Annotated in this window: 16 protein-coding genes; 11 read left to right on the top strand and 5 right to left on the bottom strand. The window is 43.2% G+C overall.

Features of this window, described 5'->3' with window-relative positions; genetic code table 11:
* The first annotated feature begins 91 nt into the window (after positions 1 to 91).
* The 5 genes from ADA01nite_RS09080 (at position 92) to ADA01nite_RS09065 (ending at position 6,472) form a co-directional block, all read left to right on the top strand.
* Positions 92 to 1,417, top strand: a complete 1,326-nt coding sequence (locus ADA01nite_RS09080) for an MFS transporter (protein WP_146809639.1) — start codon at positions 92 to 94, stop codon at positions 1,415 to 1,417.
* Between the two features lie 77 nt (positions 1,418 to 1,494).
* Positions 1,495 to 2,484, top strand: a complete 990-nt coding sequence (locus ADA01nite_RS09075) for an ornithine cyclodeaminase family protein (protein ID WP_146809638.1) — start codon at positions 1,495 to 1,497, stop codon at positions 2,482 to 2,484.
* Between the two features lie 35 nt (positions 2,485 to 2,519).
* Entirely contained in the window at positions 2,520 to 2,669 is a 150-nt protein-coding gene (locus tag ADA01nite_RS22000) for a hypothetical protein (RefSeq protein WP_170230211.1), read from the top strand.
* A 51-nt stretch (positions 2,670 to 2,720) separates the two neighbouring features.
* The gene (locus ADA01nite_RS09070; RefSeq protein ID WP_146809637.1) at positions 2,721 to 4,358 is read left to right on the top strand and encodes an AMP-binding protein; all 1,638 of its coding nucleotides are present in this window, start codon (positions 2,721 to 2,723) and stop codon (positions 4,356 to 4,358) included.
* A 371-nt stretch (positions 4,359 to 4,729) separates the two neighbouring features.
* Positions 4,730 to 6,472: a methyl-accepting chemotaxis protein gene (locus ADA01nite_RS09065; RefSeq protein WP_146809636.1), complete on the top strand. Its 1,743-nt coding sequence runs from the start codon at positions 4,730 to 4,732 to the stop codon at positions 6,470 to 6,472.
* A 119-nt stretch (positions 6,473 to 6,591) separates the two neighbouring features.
* Here the strand turns inward: ADA01nite_RS09065 and ADA01nite_RS09060 are convergent, their stop codons facing one another.
* Both ADA01nite_RS09060 and ADA01nite_RS09055 read right to left on the bottom strand, forming a co-directional pair.
* Positions 6,592 to 7,407: an STAS domain-containing protein gene (locus ADA01nite_RS09060; protein ID WP_146809635.1), complete on the bottom strand. Its 816-nt coding sequence runs from the start codon at positions 7,405 to 7,407 to the stop codon at positions 6,592 to 6,594.
* A gap of 179 nt (positions 7,408 to 7,586) precedes the next feature.
* The gene (locus ADA01nite_RS09055) at positions 7,587 to 9,275 is read right to left on the bottom strand and encodes a methyl-accepting chemotaxis protein (protein ID WP_146809634.1); all 1,689 of its coding nucleotides are present in this window, start codon (positions 9,273 to 9,275) and stop codon (positions 7,587 to 7,589) included.
* A gap of 547 nt (positions 9,276 to 9,822) precedes the next feature.
* On the opposite strand from ADA01nite_RS09055, the gene ADA01nite_RS09050 reads away from it, so the two are divergent.
* From ADA01nite_RS09050 to ADA01nite_RS09035, 4 genes are all read left to right on the top strand, one after another.
* Positions 9,823 to 10,095, top strand: a complete 273-nt coding sequence (locus tag ADA01nite_RS09050) for a hypothetical protein (protein WP_218029545.1) — start codon at positions 9,823 to 9,825, stop codon at positions 10,093 to 10,095.
* A 61-nt stretch (positions 10,096 to 10,156) separates the two neighbouring features.
* Positions 10,157 to 11,137 (top strand): 2-hydroxyacid dehydrogenase, encoded by a 981-nt coding sequence (locus ADA01nite_RS09045; RefSeq protein WP_146809633.1) that lies wholly within the window; start codon positions 10,157 to 10,159, stop codon positions 11,135 to 11,137.
* Positions 11,134 to 12,153, top strand: a complete 1,020-nt coding sequence (locus ADA01nite_RS09040; RefSeq protein ID WP_146809632.1) for a zinc-dependent alcohol dehydrogenase — start codon at positions 11,134 to 11,136, stop codon at positions 12,151 to 12,153. The genes ADA01nite_RS09045 and ADA01nite_RS09040 overlap by 4 nt, the downstream gene beginning before the upstream one ends.
* A 326-nt stretch (positions 12,154 to 12,479) precedes the next feature.
* Positions 12,480 to 13,247, top strand: a complete 768-nt coding sequence (locus ADA01nite_RS09035) for a MerR family transcriptional regulator (protein ID WP_146809631.1) — start codon at positions 12,480 to 12,482, stop codon at positions 13,245 to 13,247.
* A gap of 25 nt (positions 13,248 to 13,272) precedes the next feature.
* On the opposite strand, the gene ADA01nite_RS09030 is transcribed toward ADA01nite_RS09035, so the two are convergent.
* Positions 13,273 to 13,713, bottom strand: a complete 441-nt coding sequence (locus ADA01nite_RS09030; protein ID WP_146809630.1) for a hypothetical protein — start codon at positions 13,711 to 13,713, stop codon at positions 13,273 to 13,275.
* 240 nt (positions 13,714 to 13,953) lie between these two features.
* Between ADA01nite_RS09030 and ADA01nite_RS09025 the strand changes: the two genes are divergently transcribed.
* Positions 13,954 to 15,426, top strand: coding sequence for an alkaline phosphatase family protein (locus ADA01nite_RS09025; RefSeq protein ID WP_146809629.1), 1,473 nt, complete (start codon positions 13,954 to 13,956; stop codon positions 15,424 to 15,426).
* Between the two features lie 63 nt (positions 15,427 to 15,489).
* Here ADA01nite_RS09025 and ADA01nite_RS09020 read toward each other — a convergent pair whose 3' ends face one another.
* Positions 15,490 to 16,200 (bottom strand): N-acetylmuramoyl-L-alanine amidase family protein, encoded by a 711-nt coding sequence (locus tag ADA01nite_RS09020; RefSeq protein WP_146809628.1) that lies wholly within the window; start codon positions 16,198 to 16,200, stop codon positions 15,490 to 15,492.
* A gap of 178 nt (positions 16,201 to 16,378) precedes the next feature.
* On the bottom strand, positions 16,379 to 16,774 hold the full coding sequence (locus tag ADA01nite_RS09015) for a DUF2642 domain-containing protein (RefSeq protein ID WP_170230210.1): 396 nt from the start codon (positions 16,772 to 16,774) through the stop codon (positions 16,379 to 16,381).
* A gap of 275 nt (positions 16,775 to 17,049) precedes the next feature.
* On the opposite strand from ADA01nite_RS09015, the gene ADA01nite_RS09010 reads away from it, so the two are divergent.
* Positions 17,050 to 17,292, top strand: coding sequence for a YkuS family protein (locus ADA01nite_RS09010; RefSeq protein ID WP_146809626.1), 243 nt, complete (start codon positions 17,050 to 17,052; stop codon positions 17,290 to 17,292).
* The last annotated feature ends 61 nt before the right edge of the window (positions 17,293 to 17,353 follow it).

Raw genomic sequence — 17,353 nt, 5'->3', positions numbered from 1 at the left:
TATGGTGGAGATTTTAGAGAAAGCGTTGTAAGGTTTGTTTTCTGTTTGCTTAAAAAAATTATAAACGTGGTCTAAAAGGGGGATTCTATTTATGGCAAAACACCAATCAGAAAAGACGTCAACAAAAGCACTTGTGGCGAGCTTAATAGGAAGCTCAATCGAGTGGTATGATTTCTTCCTCTATGGAACGATTGCTGCACTCGTATTCAATAAAATGTTTTTTCCGTCTACAGATCCTGTAGTTGGATTGCTTCTCGCTTATGCATCGTTTGCAATTCCGTTTTTTATTCGCCCGTTAGGCGGAGTCATCTTCAGTCATATCGGCGATAAAATAGGCCGAAAGAAAACGCTTGTCCTTACACTGTCATTAATGGGGGGCGCCACGGTTTTAATCGGATTGCTTCCCACGTATGAAACGATTGGTATTTGGGCACCGATTCTGCTTATTACTTTAAGGCTTGTGCAAGGGCTCGGGATCGGAGGAGAATGGGGCGGTGCCTTGTTGCTCGCGGTCGAGTATGCACCGAAAGGACGGAAAGGATTTTTCGGGAGTGTGCCGCAAACAGGAGTTACAATCGGACTGCTGCTCGGTACGTTATCGATCACCATCATGAATCAATTACCTGAAAACGAATTTTTAGCATGGGGCTGGCGCGTTCCATTCATTTTAAGTGCTGTGCTCGTCTTCCTTGGTTTATGGATCCGGAATGGAATTGATGAAACACCTGCGTTTCAAGAAGCAAAAGAGACTGGAAACATCGCCAAGGTTCCGCTTATTGACACGTTTCGTTACCACTGGAAAGCTGTGCTGGTTGCCGTAGGAACGAAAGCCGGGGAAACAGCTCCGTTTTACATTTTCTCGACATTTGTTATTACTTACGCTAAGGGTCAGGGGTATTCCACTACCTCAGTGCTCAATGCCGTCACAATCGGAACATTGGTTTCGACCATCGCGATACCATTAATGGGCGTTCTTTCTGATAAACTGGGACGAAAACCTCTGTTCATCGGTGGAATGATTGCAATGATTTTATATATGTTTCCGTACTTCTATATACTTTCGTTAGGATCGACCCTATGGCTAACGATTGCAACCATTATCGGGTTAGGCATATTGTGGGCACCGGTTACGGCTGTACTTGGGACGCTGTTTTCCGAAATATTTAGTACGAACGTTCGCTACACAGGTGTAACGGTCGGCTATCAGCTCGGAGCAGCATTAGCTGGAGGCACGGCTCCGCTGATTGCGACCGCGTTGATGAACAGTTTTAACAATTCATGGGTTCCTGTCGCAATTTATATCATGCTTATCGGAGTGATTTCTCTCATCGCAATTTTCAGTGTCCGGGAAACAAAAAACCTGGATTTTGAGAGGGGAAATTCCGAAACAGGGGCTTCTAAAATAATAACAGGATAGACTCTAAAAGGGATGGCGAACTAGGATGTACTCCTATTCGCAATTCCTTTTCATTTTTCAAGAAAGGACGTGCCTGTTTGTTAATTTTAAATGAAGATGTGATCAAAAAGATTTATGGAATGAGAGATTGCATACAAGACGTTGAGCAGGCGTTTCGCTTACATGCTGAAAATAAGACCGTGTCCCCAATTCGTACGTCGGTTCCTCACTCAAAATGGGGAGCGGAAACGTTATACATGCCCGCTTACATTGATGACGTGGATTATACTGCTGTAAAAGTGGTCAGTATTTTTCCGCATAATGCCAAAAAGGGCCAGGATGTACTTCAAGGAGTTATTTTGCTAACAGATGCTGTGACAGGGGAGCATGTTGCGTTACTAAAAGCAAGTTATCTTACGGTGATGCGAACCGGGGCGTCGAGCGGTGTTGCCACTAAACTTCTGGCACGCGAAAATTCTAAAGTATGTGCCGTACTTGGCTGTGGCGCACAGTCACTCGGGCAATTACAGGCTGTCATGGAAGTAAGAAATATTGAGCGCATCGTTTTATACAACCGGACAATGGAAAGAGCAAACCGTTTGAAACAAGAACTGGCCCTCATGTATAACGATTGGGACGGGGAAATTGTTATTGTAGACGAAGCGAATGCGGCTGTTGAACAAAGTGATATTGTGATTTGCAGCTCGAAGTCGACAACGCCTATTTTTGAAGGAAACTATTTGAAACCCGGAACCCATGTTAATGCCATTGGTTCTTATCAACCTCATATGCAGGAAATCGATGAATCAACATTAAAAAGAAGCAGTAAAATCGTCGTTGATACGCTCGAAGGTGCTTTGCATGAAACGGGGGATTTTCTCATACCGATCAAAAAAGGGGTTTGGAAAGCGGAGTACATTTACGGCGAACTGGACGAGCTCATTACAGGGAAAAAGGTCGGGCGTGAACATGATCAAGAAATCACCTTGTATAAATCGGTTGGTATCGGTTTTTTAGATACAATGGTTGCTCAAAGTGTTTATAAGAAGGCTTTAGAGCTAAATGTCGGGATTAACGTATCCTTGTAGTTCTTTCTATAAAAATAAACGAGAGGAGGAATACGGTGCAGCTAAAATTTGATCATCTCGTCTATTTTACAGACAAACATCCAATGGAAAAGGTGAAAGCATTAAAAGAAAAGGGGTACATGCCGTCATGGGCGGTAGGCATGAACAATGGGGTGCGTATCATGCGCTATGGTATGTTGAGTTGAGCTAAGTTATGTTGCGATTCTATTGATTTTATGCAAAAGGGAGATCAAATAATGGCTGATAAACAAACGGAATATGTATTACCGAAGGTTCTTGCGGCACAGGCAGAAAAACATCCAAATCGCCTATTTCTACAAATGGAGGACTTTCAACAGGAAACCTATCGCCAATGTTATGAACGATCTTTGAGATTGGCATCCGGACTGGCAGCGTTAGGGATTGACAAAGGGGAAAAGGTTGTCATTATGGCCCCGACCTCGCTTCAATTTGTTCACTCTTGGTTTGCCATTAATATTTTAGGGGCTGTAGAAGTTCCGATTAACACCGCCTACCGTGGACAAAGTTTAATTCATGCTTTAAATAATTCAACCGCTCCTATGATCATCATTGATCCGCAATTTCTAGGAAGACTCCAGGAAGTGGAGGATCAACTGCAATACCTGAAACAGGCTGTTTTTCTGGATGGTTTTGATGTTACTAGTTTGCCGAAATTTCGAAAAATTCGTCTGATCCCCTTTTCGGAAGTCGAATCTGCCGATACGGATTTAAAATTGCGTGATATTTCTTATAAGGATACAGCGTCTATTATCTATACATCAGGTACTACAGGTCCGGCCAAAGGTGTCATGATGCCTCACGGACAGATTTATCTGTTGGCGAAAAATGCGCTTGACGGGTTTCGCTTAACAGAAAATGATGTCTATCATGTCTTTTTGCCATTGTTTCACATGGCCGGGAAATTCATGATGATTTACGCTGCTATGATGGCCGGGTGTAAGGTGGTGCTTGACCGGAAATTTCATGCCGAAGAATGGTTATCGCGTGTTCGAAAGTACGGTGCCACGATATCCGGAGGGCATGGCCCCTTTCTTGAAATGATCTACCGTCAGCCGGAACAGGAAAATGACGCTGATAATCCACTACGGGCCGTTTTTGCCGCGCCATTTCCCGCAAAGATCGCGAAGGGATTTGAAAAAAGGTTTGGTGTTAAGGGGATTGAATTATGGGGGATGACCGAGATTAATTGTCCGTGCTACAGGCCATATGATGAACCTTTGCGCGTAGGTTCTTGTGGCAAGGTATTGGAAGATTGGTATGAAGTCAAGATTGTTGATCCATTGACCGATGAGGAAATACCTGCAGGTGAGGTCGGAGAAATTGTTGTCCGTCCTAAATATCCCTGGACGATGATGCAAGGTTACTTCGGAATGCCGGAAAAGACCGTCGAGGCGTGGAGAAATCTTTGGTTTCATACAGGTGACATGGCGTACTTTGACCGGGACGGGTATCTGTATTTTGTTGACCGAGCAAAAGATAGAATTCGTAGAAGAGCCGAAAATATTTCATCTTCCGAAATAGAGGCGGCGGTCAATTCGCATCCGCTTATTGAGGAATCCGCTGCGGTCGGTGTACCATCGGAATTTGATGCGGATGACGACATTAAGATTTATGTGGTCGTACGTCAAGGGTCCAGCTTGGAGCCGGAAGAATTGATTCGTTATCTGGTTACATTGTTACCTCATTATATGGTACCGCGCTACATTGAGTATATAGATCGGTTACCACGAACAGATACTAACAAAATCCAAAAAGCGAAACTACGTCAATTTGGAGTGACTAAGGCCACTTGGGATCGCAAAGCTGAGGGAGTGTCAATTAGAGATTTGATAGAAAGGGCTGGTAAAAAATGAAAGAATCACAAACATGTCAAAGATGCCATAAAAAAATAACGGAGGAGGATAAAGACAAAGTCCTCTGTAACCGTTGTAAGGATGTTTTAGAGTTTGGGTATCCCTCTTTTCCATCGTATCCATTAGAAGAATATAAGACAGATGCACAGGAGAAAAAATTTTCAATACCTCAACTATAATAAATTCAAACAATCACTTACGTTTATTTATCAGATGCTCTGAGAGATTCCGGAAGAAGTGCAGGCGAAAATTGAGATGCGGATTAAATAAAACAAAGACGCTGCTCTTGTTGAAGGAGCGGCGCCTTTATTTTTGGTTATATCTGATAATTTGGTGTATTCGTATGTTTTACTATAAAAGGAGGAGCATTAATGAAAAGTAAATTACAATCATTAAGAACCAAGCTAATCATTCTGTGTTTATTTATTTTATTAGTTCCCACTATTTTTATTGGAGTAAGCACGTATGGAGTAACAAAAAACAAATTAGATGAAGCTGGTAAAGAAGAACTTAAACATAATGTTAAGTTAGTCATAGCCATGATTAATCTTATGAATGAACAAGTAGAAGCTGGAAACCTAACATTAGAAGAAGCGCAGGAAAAGGTTCGACGAGAATTATTAGGCGAAAAAAATGCGGAAAAGGTTCGTCCGCTAAAAAAAGAATATACTGTTGGTGAAACGGGCTATCCATTTGCTGTAAGTAAGGATGCTATGACGGTTATGAATGCGGCCAATGAAGGACAAGATCTTACGAATGTAAAGACTGAAGACGGTATAATGATTGGGAAAGCAATTGTTGAAACAGGGACAAAGGGTGGCGGATATTTAACTTATAAATGGAAAGTCCCCGGTACAAATGAAGTTGGAACGAAAGTTTCTTATGTTGAATTAGAACCCCACTGGGGATGGATTGTTGGTACAGGAGCGTATCTCACTGAGTTCAACAGCGGTGCCAAGCAAGTATTATATCTTGTTTTACTTGTTGCTGTCATCTCTGTTATTTTGGGCACCATCCTTGCATGGTATTTTTCCACACGTTTCACAAAGCCAATCATGCTCATTGCAGGGAACCTAAATCGAGTAGCACAAGGTGATTTTACGGTTGAAGAAGTGAGGATTAAATCGCAAGATGAAGTCGGTGAATTGGCTAAAGACTTCAACAATATGATAGAAAATATGAGGCATTTAATTAGTGAAGTGAATTTGTCTGCTCAGCAGGTCGCTACCTCATCTAAGGAATTAACTGCAAGTGCTGAACAAACAAGCAAAGCGACGGAACAAATTACATTTGCCATACAGGAATCAGCAAGCGGAGCTGAAGAACAACAAATTGCATTACAAAAAACAACGAGATCTCTTGAAGAAATATCCGCTGGTATGCAGCGTATTGCTGAGAGCTTCTCGACTATTTCTGAATCCTCCGTGGATACTACAGAAACAGCTAGATTGGGTGGGATTGTTGTACAAAAGACAGTTACACAAATGAATTCGATTAATAAGTCCGTAAATGAATCTGATGCTGTAATTAAACTTTTAGATAAACGGACAAAAGAAATTGAAGAAATGTTACGAGTGATTACAGACATTTCCGCTCAAACTAACTTGCTAGCGTTGAATGCCGCTATAGAGGCCGCTCGTGCAGGGGAACATGGTCGCGGATTTTCCGTTGTGGCAGAAGAGGTCAGAAAACTAGCGGATCAATCCAATCATTCTTCAAGTCACATTTCAAAGCTAATTGAAGAAATCCATAAAGATATGGAACAATCCATTCAAACAATGGGGAAAGTGAAAGAAGAAGTGGAATCAGGCATTGAAATAGCAAATGAAACAGAGCAAAAATTTAATGAAATCTTCATTTCAACAGGTCAAATTTCACAACAAATTGAGGAATTAGCGAGTATAGCTCAGCAAATATCAGCTAATGTGCAGGAAATTTCAGCAAGTGGTGAGAATGTTACAAGTATTGCCCAGCAAGCCTCTGAAAATTCGCAAAGTATTGCTGCATCTGCTGAAGAACAGCTTGCTTCGATGGAAGAGGTTACAGCATTGGCAACCAATTTATCAAAAATGGCAGAGGAATTACAGAAGCTAACGGTTAAATTTAAGTTTTAAATACATATAAAATGTCCTTTAAGGATGCAAACCACGCGTATAAAATGTTTAACGACCATGAAGATGATTGCATCCTTCTTTTATTACGTTGCTTTTTTATCGGGGTATAAATGCCAGTATTATTTTATACTTTCTATTGCTTGTTTAACAGTTGCATAGGTCTTGATGGATGAAAAGTCAATTCCGCCATGAACAATCGTTTGGGCTAATTCAGGACGCATACCGGTTGCAATTACATGTATTCCAAGCAAACGAAGAATTTCATGGATTTTAAATATATGGTTTGCAACTGCCGTATCAATCATCACAATCCCGGAAAAATCGATAATAAGACATTCGATGCCCAGTTGAGCAACTTTGGGAACGATTTTTTCCAGGAGATATTTAGCTCTGTTCGAATCAATTGAACCAATCAACGGGAGAATGGCAAGCCTGTCTTGCACGGGGACAATGGGTGCTGATAATTCATTCATCTCTTCTTGAGCCCTTTTAATCATTTTATCTTTAAGACGTTCGAATGCGAGAATGGTTTCATTGATGCTTATGTCGAGCATGTAGTTAATCCGTTTAATAAAAAACGCAACTTCTTCTGTGGAAAGGTCATGCTCTATCCCGATTTTCGTCATATATTCAGTATAGACTACACGGGTAACAGGGTAGCGACTGATAATGTATGAAATTTTTCCGCTTAGAGAGGCTTCACGCTCTCCATTCTTTTTACTCCATGCAATAAGGCCTTCCGGTGCTTGCTCGTCATTGTCAGTAATGGAGCTTCCCAAGAAGCCTATGAATTCAGTATAAACGATAATTGCCTGCTCTATTTCATCGTTAGGGATTTCGGATTCTATTCTCTGGATAATGTCCCTGACGATGTTAGCAGCCAATGATGCTGCATTTTCAGTAAGATATTTAGCAACAGCCAGAATGGAGTTCACTGTTTCCAACACCCCTGCCTTTATAATAATTAAATTATATCCTAAATTGTAGTTAAAAGAACAAAATTATGTGTAATCATTGGTCTTTAGGTGAACTCATTAAAAAAGCTAAAAGTAAGAAAGGCTCCTGGACTAAACAATCCAGGGGCCTTTTAAAAAGCCACAGTATTACGAGTTAGCTATATCTTAAACTTGCTTATAGTCTGCTGAAGGTTCTCAGCCATATTTGCCAGAGAAGAAGCGGAGGCAGTAACCTCTTCCATAGAAGCCGATTGTTCTTCGGAAGCAGCGACTACATTTTGGGAGTTGGATGTTACTTGTTTGGCAATCGTTGCGATAGATTGAACGGAAGCGTTTACCTGCTGAGAGTTGGCGGACAACTGCTCCGAAATAGAGCTAACTTCTTGTATTTGGCTTGCGACTTCTTCAATGGCACGTAATATTTTTTCAAATGCCTTACCGGATTCACCGGCAACATCTACCCCGATTTCCACATTCTTATTTACCAAATCCATCGCACCAATCGTTTCGTTTAGATTGCTTTCAATATCTCTGATTAATTCGATAATTTGGTCTGCGGATGCACTCGATTGTTCGGCTAATTTTCGTACTTCGTCCGCTACGACCGCAAATCCTTTTCCATGCTCACCGGCTCTTGCCGCTTCGATTGCCGCATTTAACGCAAGCAGATTAGTTTGTGAGGAAATATCTGTGATTACATCGATAATCTTTTTAATTTCCATAGAACGTTCATTGAGAAGTTTTACCTTCACCACGGAATGGTTAACAGAGTTTTGTATTTCATTCATTTGATTTATTGTTTGTTGAATCGCTTTGTTGCCCTGTTCAGCTGATTTGGCTGTTTCTGCAGAGGTTTCCGAAACGCTCTGTGAAGACTGCGCAATCTTTTGCAAGCCTTGTGTTACCTCTTCTATTGCGATAGCGCTCTCTTCAGTTCCCTGCAATTGATTTTCAGAACCAAAAGCAACTTCCTGAATAGCGGCGGAGATTTGAGAGGCAGCCTGCGTCGATTCTTCCGCGCTTGCTGTCAACTGCTCAGAAGAAGCAGCGACTTGTTCTGCACTGGTTCCCACTTCACGGATAAGTTCACGCAGGTTTTGGCTCATTTGATTGAATGAAGCTGCCAGTTCCCCAACCTCATCCCGGTTTTTTACTATAATTTCTGTCTGTGTTAAATCTCCGTTCGCAACAACTTTTACAGCTTCATTTACTTGTCTTATCGGTTTTGAGATGGATCTGGAGATATATAGTCCAATAGCGATGGACAGAACGAAAATAAAGATACTAAAGATAAGATTCATATTGGAAGCAGAAGCAATGATCGCATTACTTCGTTCCCGTTCATTTTGCATGAGCTTTTCTTGCCTGTCCGCTAATTCAATAGCTGTGTCGCTTATTATTTTTCCCAGCGGGATTACGGTCTCGATCGCTTTTCTCTGGGCTAGATCGAGTCTGTTTTCTGCTAATTCAATAGTCGTATTAATATTTTTTTCGTACGGTTCACTGAGTTGTTTGATTTCTGTAAGTAGTCTTTTATCTTCTTCAGTCGTGAGCAATGGTAATGTACTTTGGATTAATTGATTAATTTGGTTACTGGATTTGCTTAGGGAATTCTTAAACTGCTCATTTTGTGTAAGGAGATAACTATATAGATTGCTATTTTGTTGAAATATATTAGCCTCGATACTTTTTGCTTTTAATCGAACTTCTGCTTTTTTGTCAATTAAATCAGAGTATGTTTTCTTTGTTTGACTTGTTAGATTATAAGAAAGTCCTCCTATAACTCCCGCTAATATAGCCAACAAAATAAATGAGATTAGTAATTTTGTTTGAATTGTAACCCTCATACCTGCACCTTTCTCCCTTGTTTTCTCTAGTATTTTTCTTTACCATAAGGTAAAAATAACCGTTTAAATTGTTATTTTAGTATTTATTATAGTGAAAAAGACTCCATTTTCAATGAATAACACTTTGTAAAAAATGCTGACTATTGTATTCGGGCTGTTTTTTGCCTAAGATTTTCTATCTGTTTACCCATGAGAAAAGATGTTCTTTTTTCAGCGGCAAAAGAAGAGGGATATTTGCCCAAACCATCAGATGATTGACAGTAAATAAATTATCATACTATTATTAATTTTGACAACAACGAATTTCATAAATTTAAAACTTAGTTTTATAATATAAAACTAGTTTAGAAGAAAGGAGAGAGGATAGGCATGAGTACACGGTTAGAAACAGAGAAAACGGTATTAGAGTTGGAATCAAAGCACAATTTTCGCTGGACGGTTGTCATTTGGCTTTTAATCGGAGGGATCATCAATTATCTGGACAGGGCGAACTTATCCATCGCCGCTCCGGAAATGATGAGAGAGCTAGGGCTTACCAAAACCGACATTGGCTTGCCTTGTGTTTCTGCCCCTCTATCTCCTGGAAGTGCATCATGTTTCGCTTACAGAGCTGGGCCTGCATGCCAGCATTCCCTGGATCGGTGGCATCTTCGGCAACATCTTTGGCGGATATTTTGGAGGCGCTTTCTCTCCGGTAGTAGCAGGGATGATCGTTGATATTACCGGATCGTATTCTTTGGCTTTTATAAGCGGGGGCGTTATCGCAGGCGGTGCGGCTCTATGCTACTGGTTCATCGTCAAGCATCCGATTGAGGAGTAAATAGGCAAAGCAAGATTTGTACTGAAAGTTCGACTATATTGCCAAGCAAAGGAAGAGAAAGATGAAACCGACTGTATTTATCACAAGACCAATTCCAACTGAAGTGGAAGCCTATATTGCTGAACACTGCACGTATCGAATATGGGAAGGAGGGGGATCGATATCCCGCAGCAGGCTGCTGGAGGAGCTCGCGGATGTAGAGGGCTTGCTGACTGTAGGTGGGAGAATCGATGAGGAATTGCTGCAACATGCTCCGAGACTGAAAGTGGTCAGCAATATTTCTGTCGGCTATAACAATTTCGATATTGAAGCCATGAAAGCGCATAATGTTATCGGAACCCACACGCCTTCCGTGCTGGATGAGACGGTAGCCGACCTCACGTTTGCGCTCATGCTGGCGGCCGCCCGCAGGGTGCCTGAGCTGGACCGGTATGTAAAAGAAGGAAAATGGGAGAGCGGCGATGATGAACCGTTTTTCGGTATCGATGTGCACGGTACGACACTCGGCATCATTGGCATGGGGCGTATTGGAGAAGCGATTGCCCGGCGTGCGGCTTTCGGATTTAACATGGACGTGCTTTATTATAACCGCACGCCCAAACCGGAAGCGGAAAAAAGGCTGGACGCCCGCTATTGCCCGCTGGAAGAGCTGCTGCGCAAATCCGATTTTGTTGTGCTCATGGTCCCTTTAACGGCTGAGTCTATGCATATGATGGGCCGTGAACAATTCGCAATGATGAAACGCTCCGCTATTTTCATTAATGTATCCCGCGGCAAAACGGTGGATGAATCGGCATTGATTGAAGCGCTGGCACAGAAAAAAATTTGGGCGGCCGGGCTGGATGTCTTCGATGAAGAGCCTGTCTCCCCGGATAATCCGCTCCTGCGGATGGCGAATGTGGTTACGCTTCCGCACATTGGATCGGCGACACACAAAACCCGTTTCGAGATGGCGATGCTGGCCGCGGAAAATTTGGTTGCCGCATTGAGCGGAAAAACGCCGCCGAACGTTGTAAATGAATTAAAAGAGGTGAAAAAATGAAGACGTTGGTATGGACAGGGCCAAGTACAATGAATATGGAACAAAGGGACGTGCCTTCCATAAAACCGGATGAAGTCCTCATTCGTGTGGAAGCAGTAGGGATTTGCGGCTCGGAGATTGAAGGTTTTCTGGGACATAACAGCCTGCGAAAGCCCCCGCTGATTATGGGACATGAATTTTGCGGACGAATCGCCGATACAGGTGAGCAGGTAGAGCATCTAACAATAGGAAACAAGGTTGTTGTCAATCCGTTGCTCAGCTGCGGAACGTGCGACCGGTGCCGAAGAAGGCTTGATAACCTTTGCGATTCCAGAGGAATTATCGGTATCCATCGACCGGGTGCCTTTGCCGAGTACGTAACTGCGCCAGCTTCCTCTGTGCATGTCGTGCCGGAAAGCATGAATTCTTATCTTGCCTCGCTCGCCGAGCCGTTGGCCTGCTCGCTGCGGGCTGCACGGAGAGCCCTTGCTTTCCATCCGTTTGCCAATGTATTGGTGTATGGGGCAGGAACCATCGGGTTATTAAGCGGAATGGTGGCAAAAATTCTCGGCGCAAACAAAGTCATTATGCTGGATGTAAACGAGGGGCGGCTTGAGACGGTACGGCGGGCAGGCATTGATTTCACTCTTCACTCATTGGCGGGAGATATCCGTTCACGCATCAAAGACGTGACCGGTGCAAAAGGAATTGACGTCATTATCGATGCGGCTGGATTTCTACCTACCCGTACCGAGGCGCTCGAATTGATTAATGCCGGTGGTGTTGTGATGAATATCGGGCTTGGCATCGACGAAACACCCCTTCGTATCAATCATGCCATCCGGAGTGAAATTACGCTGCTGGGCTCTTTTGCGTATACGAAGCAGGATTTCCATGATGCCGTTCAGCTTTTGGTAGGAGGAAAAATCTCCGAGGAGGGCTGGTCCGAAATCCGACCGCTTGATGAAGGAGAGAATGCATTTAAAGAATTGGTGGCCGGAAACGTGTCGAACAGCAAAGTGTTTCTGCATGTATAATCTACTTGGTGGCAAAAAAGCGCCCTCTCTGGACAATGGTCCGGAGAGGGCGAGTCTATGCTTTGGTAACGATTACTGGTTAAGGATATTTTATCATGTTCAGAAGAAATCGTCATGCAAATATCGGTTTTTCCAAAACCGAAAACTCCCCCGCCAGCCTCTCACTCTAATAAAGCACCTGCCATTCCATCGTATAATGCATACTCGTTTATCTTTATGCATGAAGTAGCTAATCTTAGAGTTCAGTGTTGACCTAAATAAAGATAATTTTTTTATTGACTATAACGTTACGTTATAGTTTAGGGTAAAAGAGTGAGGTGATTACTATGTATAAAGTTAAGGAAGTAGCTAAGCTTGCGGGTATAAGCGTGCGTACGCTTCACCATTACGATGCCATCGGACTTTTGACACCGACAAATGTCGGAGAGAATGGATACCGACTCTACAGCGAAGAAGATTTGGCCCGGCTCCAGCAAATCCTCTTTTTTAAAGAACTGGATTTTACATTACAAGAAATTAAAGAGATTCTTAACAATCCGGATTTCGACCGAAAAAAGGCACTTTATACACACAAGCAATTATTAGAAGAAAAAAAGCATCGCCTCGAGAGAATTATTCAATCCGTGGAAAAAACCATCCAATCAATTGAAGGAGGAACAGTGATGACGAAGAAGGATATGTTTGAGCCGTTTGATATGAAAAAAAATGAGGAGCATCAGAAGAAGTACGCGAAGGAAGTGAAAGAAAAATACGGCGGAACAAAAGCATATGAGGAATCTATGCAAAAAACAGCCTCATATAAAGAGGATGATTGGAGACGAATCCAGGAAAAAGGCGAAAATATCTATAAGAGAGTAATTGAAACAATGCATAAGGGACCGGCAGATGAAGAAGTACAACAGCTTGTCGGCAAGTTCCGCCAGTATATTACGGACAATTTCTATGAGTGTACACCGGGAATTTTCCGGGGATTAGGCGATTTGTACGTGAATGATTCACGTTTTACGAAAAACATTGATAAGTACCAACCGGGCTTAGCAGCATTTCTTCGTGAGGCTATGCATATTTATTGCGATAATCTGGAGCGAAAATAAGGGTTTATATTTAACATTCGAATCTCTATTGGACATAAACCTTGCATACGTAGTACGCGGAACCTTCTTCCCACTCGGCGAAAAACGAGTAGACATGGATGCCCTTGTCGGCAGGCAAGACGAAAGCGGAATCTTTCACAACTACCGGCCTGGTTTTATTCTCACCGATCCATTCATTTACCTGCAGTGTACCCGGATTGGGCTTTTTATCAAAGTGAATCGCTATAGTGGCGTGCGAAGGAACCGTAACGGGATTTTCATTTCTTACCTGGAGAAGCGGGGGAATAAAATCAACACAGGAGCTTTTTCCTTCGCTTTTCCAGCAATAGCTGCTCTGAAACGCAGGCACTTGCTTGTCAACTGTAGTAAGAGTAGGGAGCGGAGGCGCAGGCGACGCGGCCAGAGATCCTCTTGTACACCCCGTTAGCACAAATAAAATCATCAAGCGGATTACAGCTTTCCTCATCCCGCTTCGCTCCTCTCTCAAAGTCATATGCTATAAGTATGAATACTCCCCCGCTTACACTTTCGACGTTGAAGAATGCAAATTAGATTCCTAGTTTTTTGAGAATAGTATACTTCAAAAGAAGGAAAATCCAAAGCATTCATTTCCCGGAGCCGTTTTTATTTTTTGATTAAAAAGTTCTTTTTTATCCAATGCTAGGTAAAAAGGTATTTCTATGCCAAAGAAGGATGGTTACATAGAATGAAACAGCATCAGCAGCCAGTTATTCTCCTGATTATAGACTCTCTCATGCATAAACCGCTCGAGGAAGCGCTGCGGCAGGGACATATACCAGCCCTACGTTTTTTTATGGAACATGGCCGCTACATTCAAGAGGTCGTCAGTTCATTTCCTACGATGTCCGTCACCATCGATAGCACGCTTCTAACCGGAACGTATCCGGATCGCCACAGGGTACCCGGGCTTCTCTGGTATCACGAAGCAGAGGGGCGCATCGTAAACTACGGAAACGGAAAGAGGGAACTTCTGAAAGTCGGCATTAAGCAAACGCTGATGGACAGCCTGTACCGGTTAAACAATGAGCACTTAAGCCAAGAGGTCAAAACGATTCACGAAGAACTTGCTCTGCATGAAACTCCGTCCGCTTCCGTTAACGGATTGGTGTACCGGGGCAGTTTTCTTCAGCAATTCAGCATTCCGAAGCTTGCTGTATGGTTTAAGCTTCTTCCGCAGGAGCTGCGAACGCACGGGCCGTTTTTGTTTTCTTTCGGATCGCTTGCCCGCATGTATGCGGGAAACCGATATCGATATCTTTGGCAAAAAGGCGGGTTTAATGACAGGTTTTCCGCCCGGGAACTGAAATACTTAATCCAAAAGCAGAAGCTTCCGTTTTTTACGATTGCCTATTTTCCTGAGAATGACCATAGCGTTCACAGAAACGGTCCGATGGAGGTCAGCGGCATTGAAAAAGCGGACCGACAACTGCGGGAGATACTTGATGCCTATCCCTCGTGGGAGGAGGCGATACGCCGTGCGATTTGGGTGGTAATGGGGGACAGCGGCCAAACCTTCGTTGGAGCAAGCCGCAGTCTGGCGCTTATCCATCTACTGCCCATGCTTAGCAGATACAGAATCGCCAAGCTGGGGCAGCAAGTCGAGAAAAAAGACCAGCTTTATGTATGTGTGAATGAGAGAATGGCCTATATTTATGCCCTGGATGAGCGCCTCCCGCTTACGGAAATCGCTGCAGAACTTCAGAGTGATGAACGCATTGATATCATTGCCTGGAAGGATGGGGATGTGGTTCAAGTAAGAGGAGGCGGAAAAGAAAATACGCTTTTGTTTCGTCCACAAGGGCCGTATCAAGACGCTTACCGGCAAACCTGGACACTCGACGGTGATGTATCACTTTTGGATATTCAGACAGATGAAGAGACGATTGCATACGGTGATTATCCGGATGTGCTTGCCCGTTTGTACGGTGCTCTGTATTCTCATTCAGGACGATATCTCGTCATTACAGCCAGGCCGGGCTGTGAATTTGTTGGTGAGAGTTCACCGAATCACCGTGGTGGAGCCGCGCATGGCTCGCTGTATAAAGATGATTCCCTTGTCCCGATGATTATCTGTGGTGCAGCAGATGTTCCGCGATACCCGCGCATGGTTGATATAAAAGAATGGATTTTAACCCTGTATAAGGAGCAGAATACTTAAAAAAGCGAAAGCTTCTCCGCACCGGGAGGCTTTCGCTCTATTTGTAAGCAAGTTTTTCTTATTTCAGTCAGCTTCTTCTGGACTCGGTTCCGATCTGGATGTCTGATTGAGCAAAATAAAGTACGTATCAATGGCTGATCCAATGGCGCTGGCAATCCGGGTCTGATATGCCGGTGTAGTCATCCACTCGCGGTCCTGATGATGACTGATAAACCCCATTTCGATAAGGATTGTAGGACAAATCGAGTGATTTAATAGGTAAAGGTTTTTTCTGAGCAGCGGAAGCTCTGAAGTTTTGAACAGATTATTTAAAGAATGCTGGACGGTGTCTGCCAGCATGAAGCTTTGATTGTTTTTTTGGTAAAGCACGATAGGCCCCCGTATAGCAGCGTTTGAGGATGTGTTTACATGAAGACTTACCATAATTTTAGGGGACAGCGCTTCAGCAAGATGCTTACGCTGTGCCAGGTCTTTCCGGTGGCGGGAAGGATTGTCCAGCCAGTTGTTCTCCTCGCTTAACGCATAATCGTCATCGCGGTTCAAAACCACGTTGTATCCTTTCATAGACAATTGTTTATAGAGTATTTTTGCGACTTCCAGCGTAATGTTTTTTTCAAGCACCTCTCCGTATGTGGCCCCGCCGTCCACCCCGCCGTGCCCTACATCAATCAGCACATCCACCGGCGTATTGACTCGATGTAATGCATGGGCCAAAGGGGGAGAAAAAATGAAAAAGAGGGTGCTTATAAAACACAGGAATGTTTTTGTTCTCACGGATAATCACCTTTCTTTGCGGCAGAACGAATCACGTCTTTAGTTTAAACCGCAGGGATGGTTTTTATGATTCTTAGCGGAAAGACCTCCATTTAGATTTCAAAAATAATAAAAGAGGAGGCATCAGACATACCTCCTCTTTCCTGTATAAATTTTCGATCATTCGTTTGAAAAAAATCTATTTAAAATAGATAATCCCTTCAGGTCGGATATGGTAATTCTCGTCTTTCGCTTTAATTAAAACGCAATCCGAAAAAACATCCTCCAGCGTCCCGCTAATGACATCAGTCGATGTCGTAACGGAAATCAGCGTTCCTTTTCTTTCCACCAGGTAATTCAAGAAGCGGGTAGTAAATGTGTCGGTTTCTTTTGAAGCGGTTTTCTCTTGCACAGCTTCTTCCGTTTGCTCCAGTACAGGATAAGATACAGGTTGAACCTCTGCTGTTTCATGAGCAGCGATAGCTTCTTCTACAGCTTCCGGTGTTTGGATCTCCTGGTTATACAAAGGGTATGAGTATGAGGGATATGAGGGATAGTAGGCATAAGGATAGGCGGAATAAAAGTTTTGGTACACGACTGAACACTCCTTCTTTTTGTTTTTGTATGGAATTACCATATACTTTATGTGCTAAGAGCGCGTATGTTGAGCCCAAAACTCAAGATAAATGCTGGCAGGAAAAAGCAAAAGCCCATTCCGTTATGGAAAGAGTGCACTTTAGGCTCGTTTCCTTCTTGGTTGTACTGGTCTTTTCCCTGAAAACCTACTGTTCAAACAAAAAGTAACGGTAGAAGAATAGTTTTCCAGCGATCAATGCACAATAAAACAGAGCAAAGAAAGGGGGGAGAGATATGGCGAGAATCGGAGTGGAAAACACGCTAAGCAATGTGAAGCAGTACTTAAAGAGCCAAGGTCACCAGGTGATGGACATGAACGAATCGACAATGGCGAACTGCGACTGCTGCGTCGTTTCCGGACAGGACAACAATATGATGGGAATGGCAAATGCTTTAACGAAAGCGCCTGTTATCAATGCGGACGGCATGACGGCGGAAGAAGTGCTTGAAGCCGTTAACCGCAATCTTGCGCAATAAGAACGTAAGGGAAAGGAAGCCTCAGGCATCCTTTCCCTTCTCTGTGAAAATTGTGAGGAAA

It is taken from the genome of Aneurinibacillus danicus (assembly GCF_007991215.1).
Lineage (GTDB): Bacteria > Bacillota > Bacilli > Aneurinibacillales > Aneurinibacillaceae > Aneurinibacillus > Aneurinibacillus danicus.
Note: the sequence above shows the minus strand (reverse complement) of the source record. Positions and strands in the feature narration are given on the sequence as shown.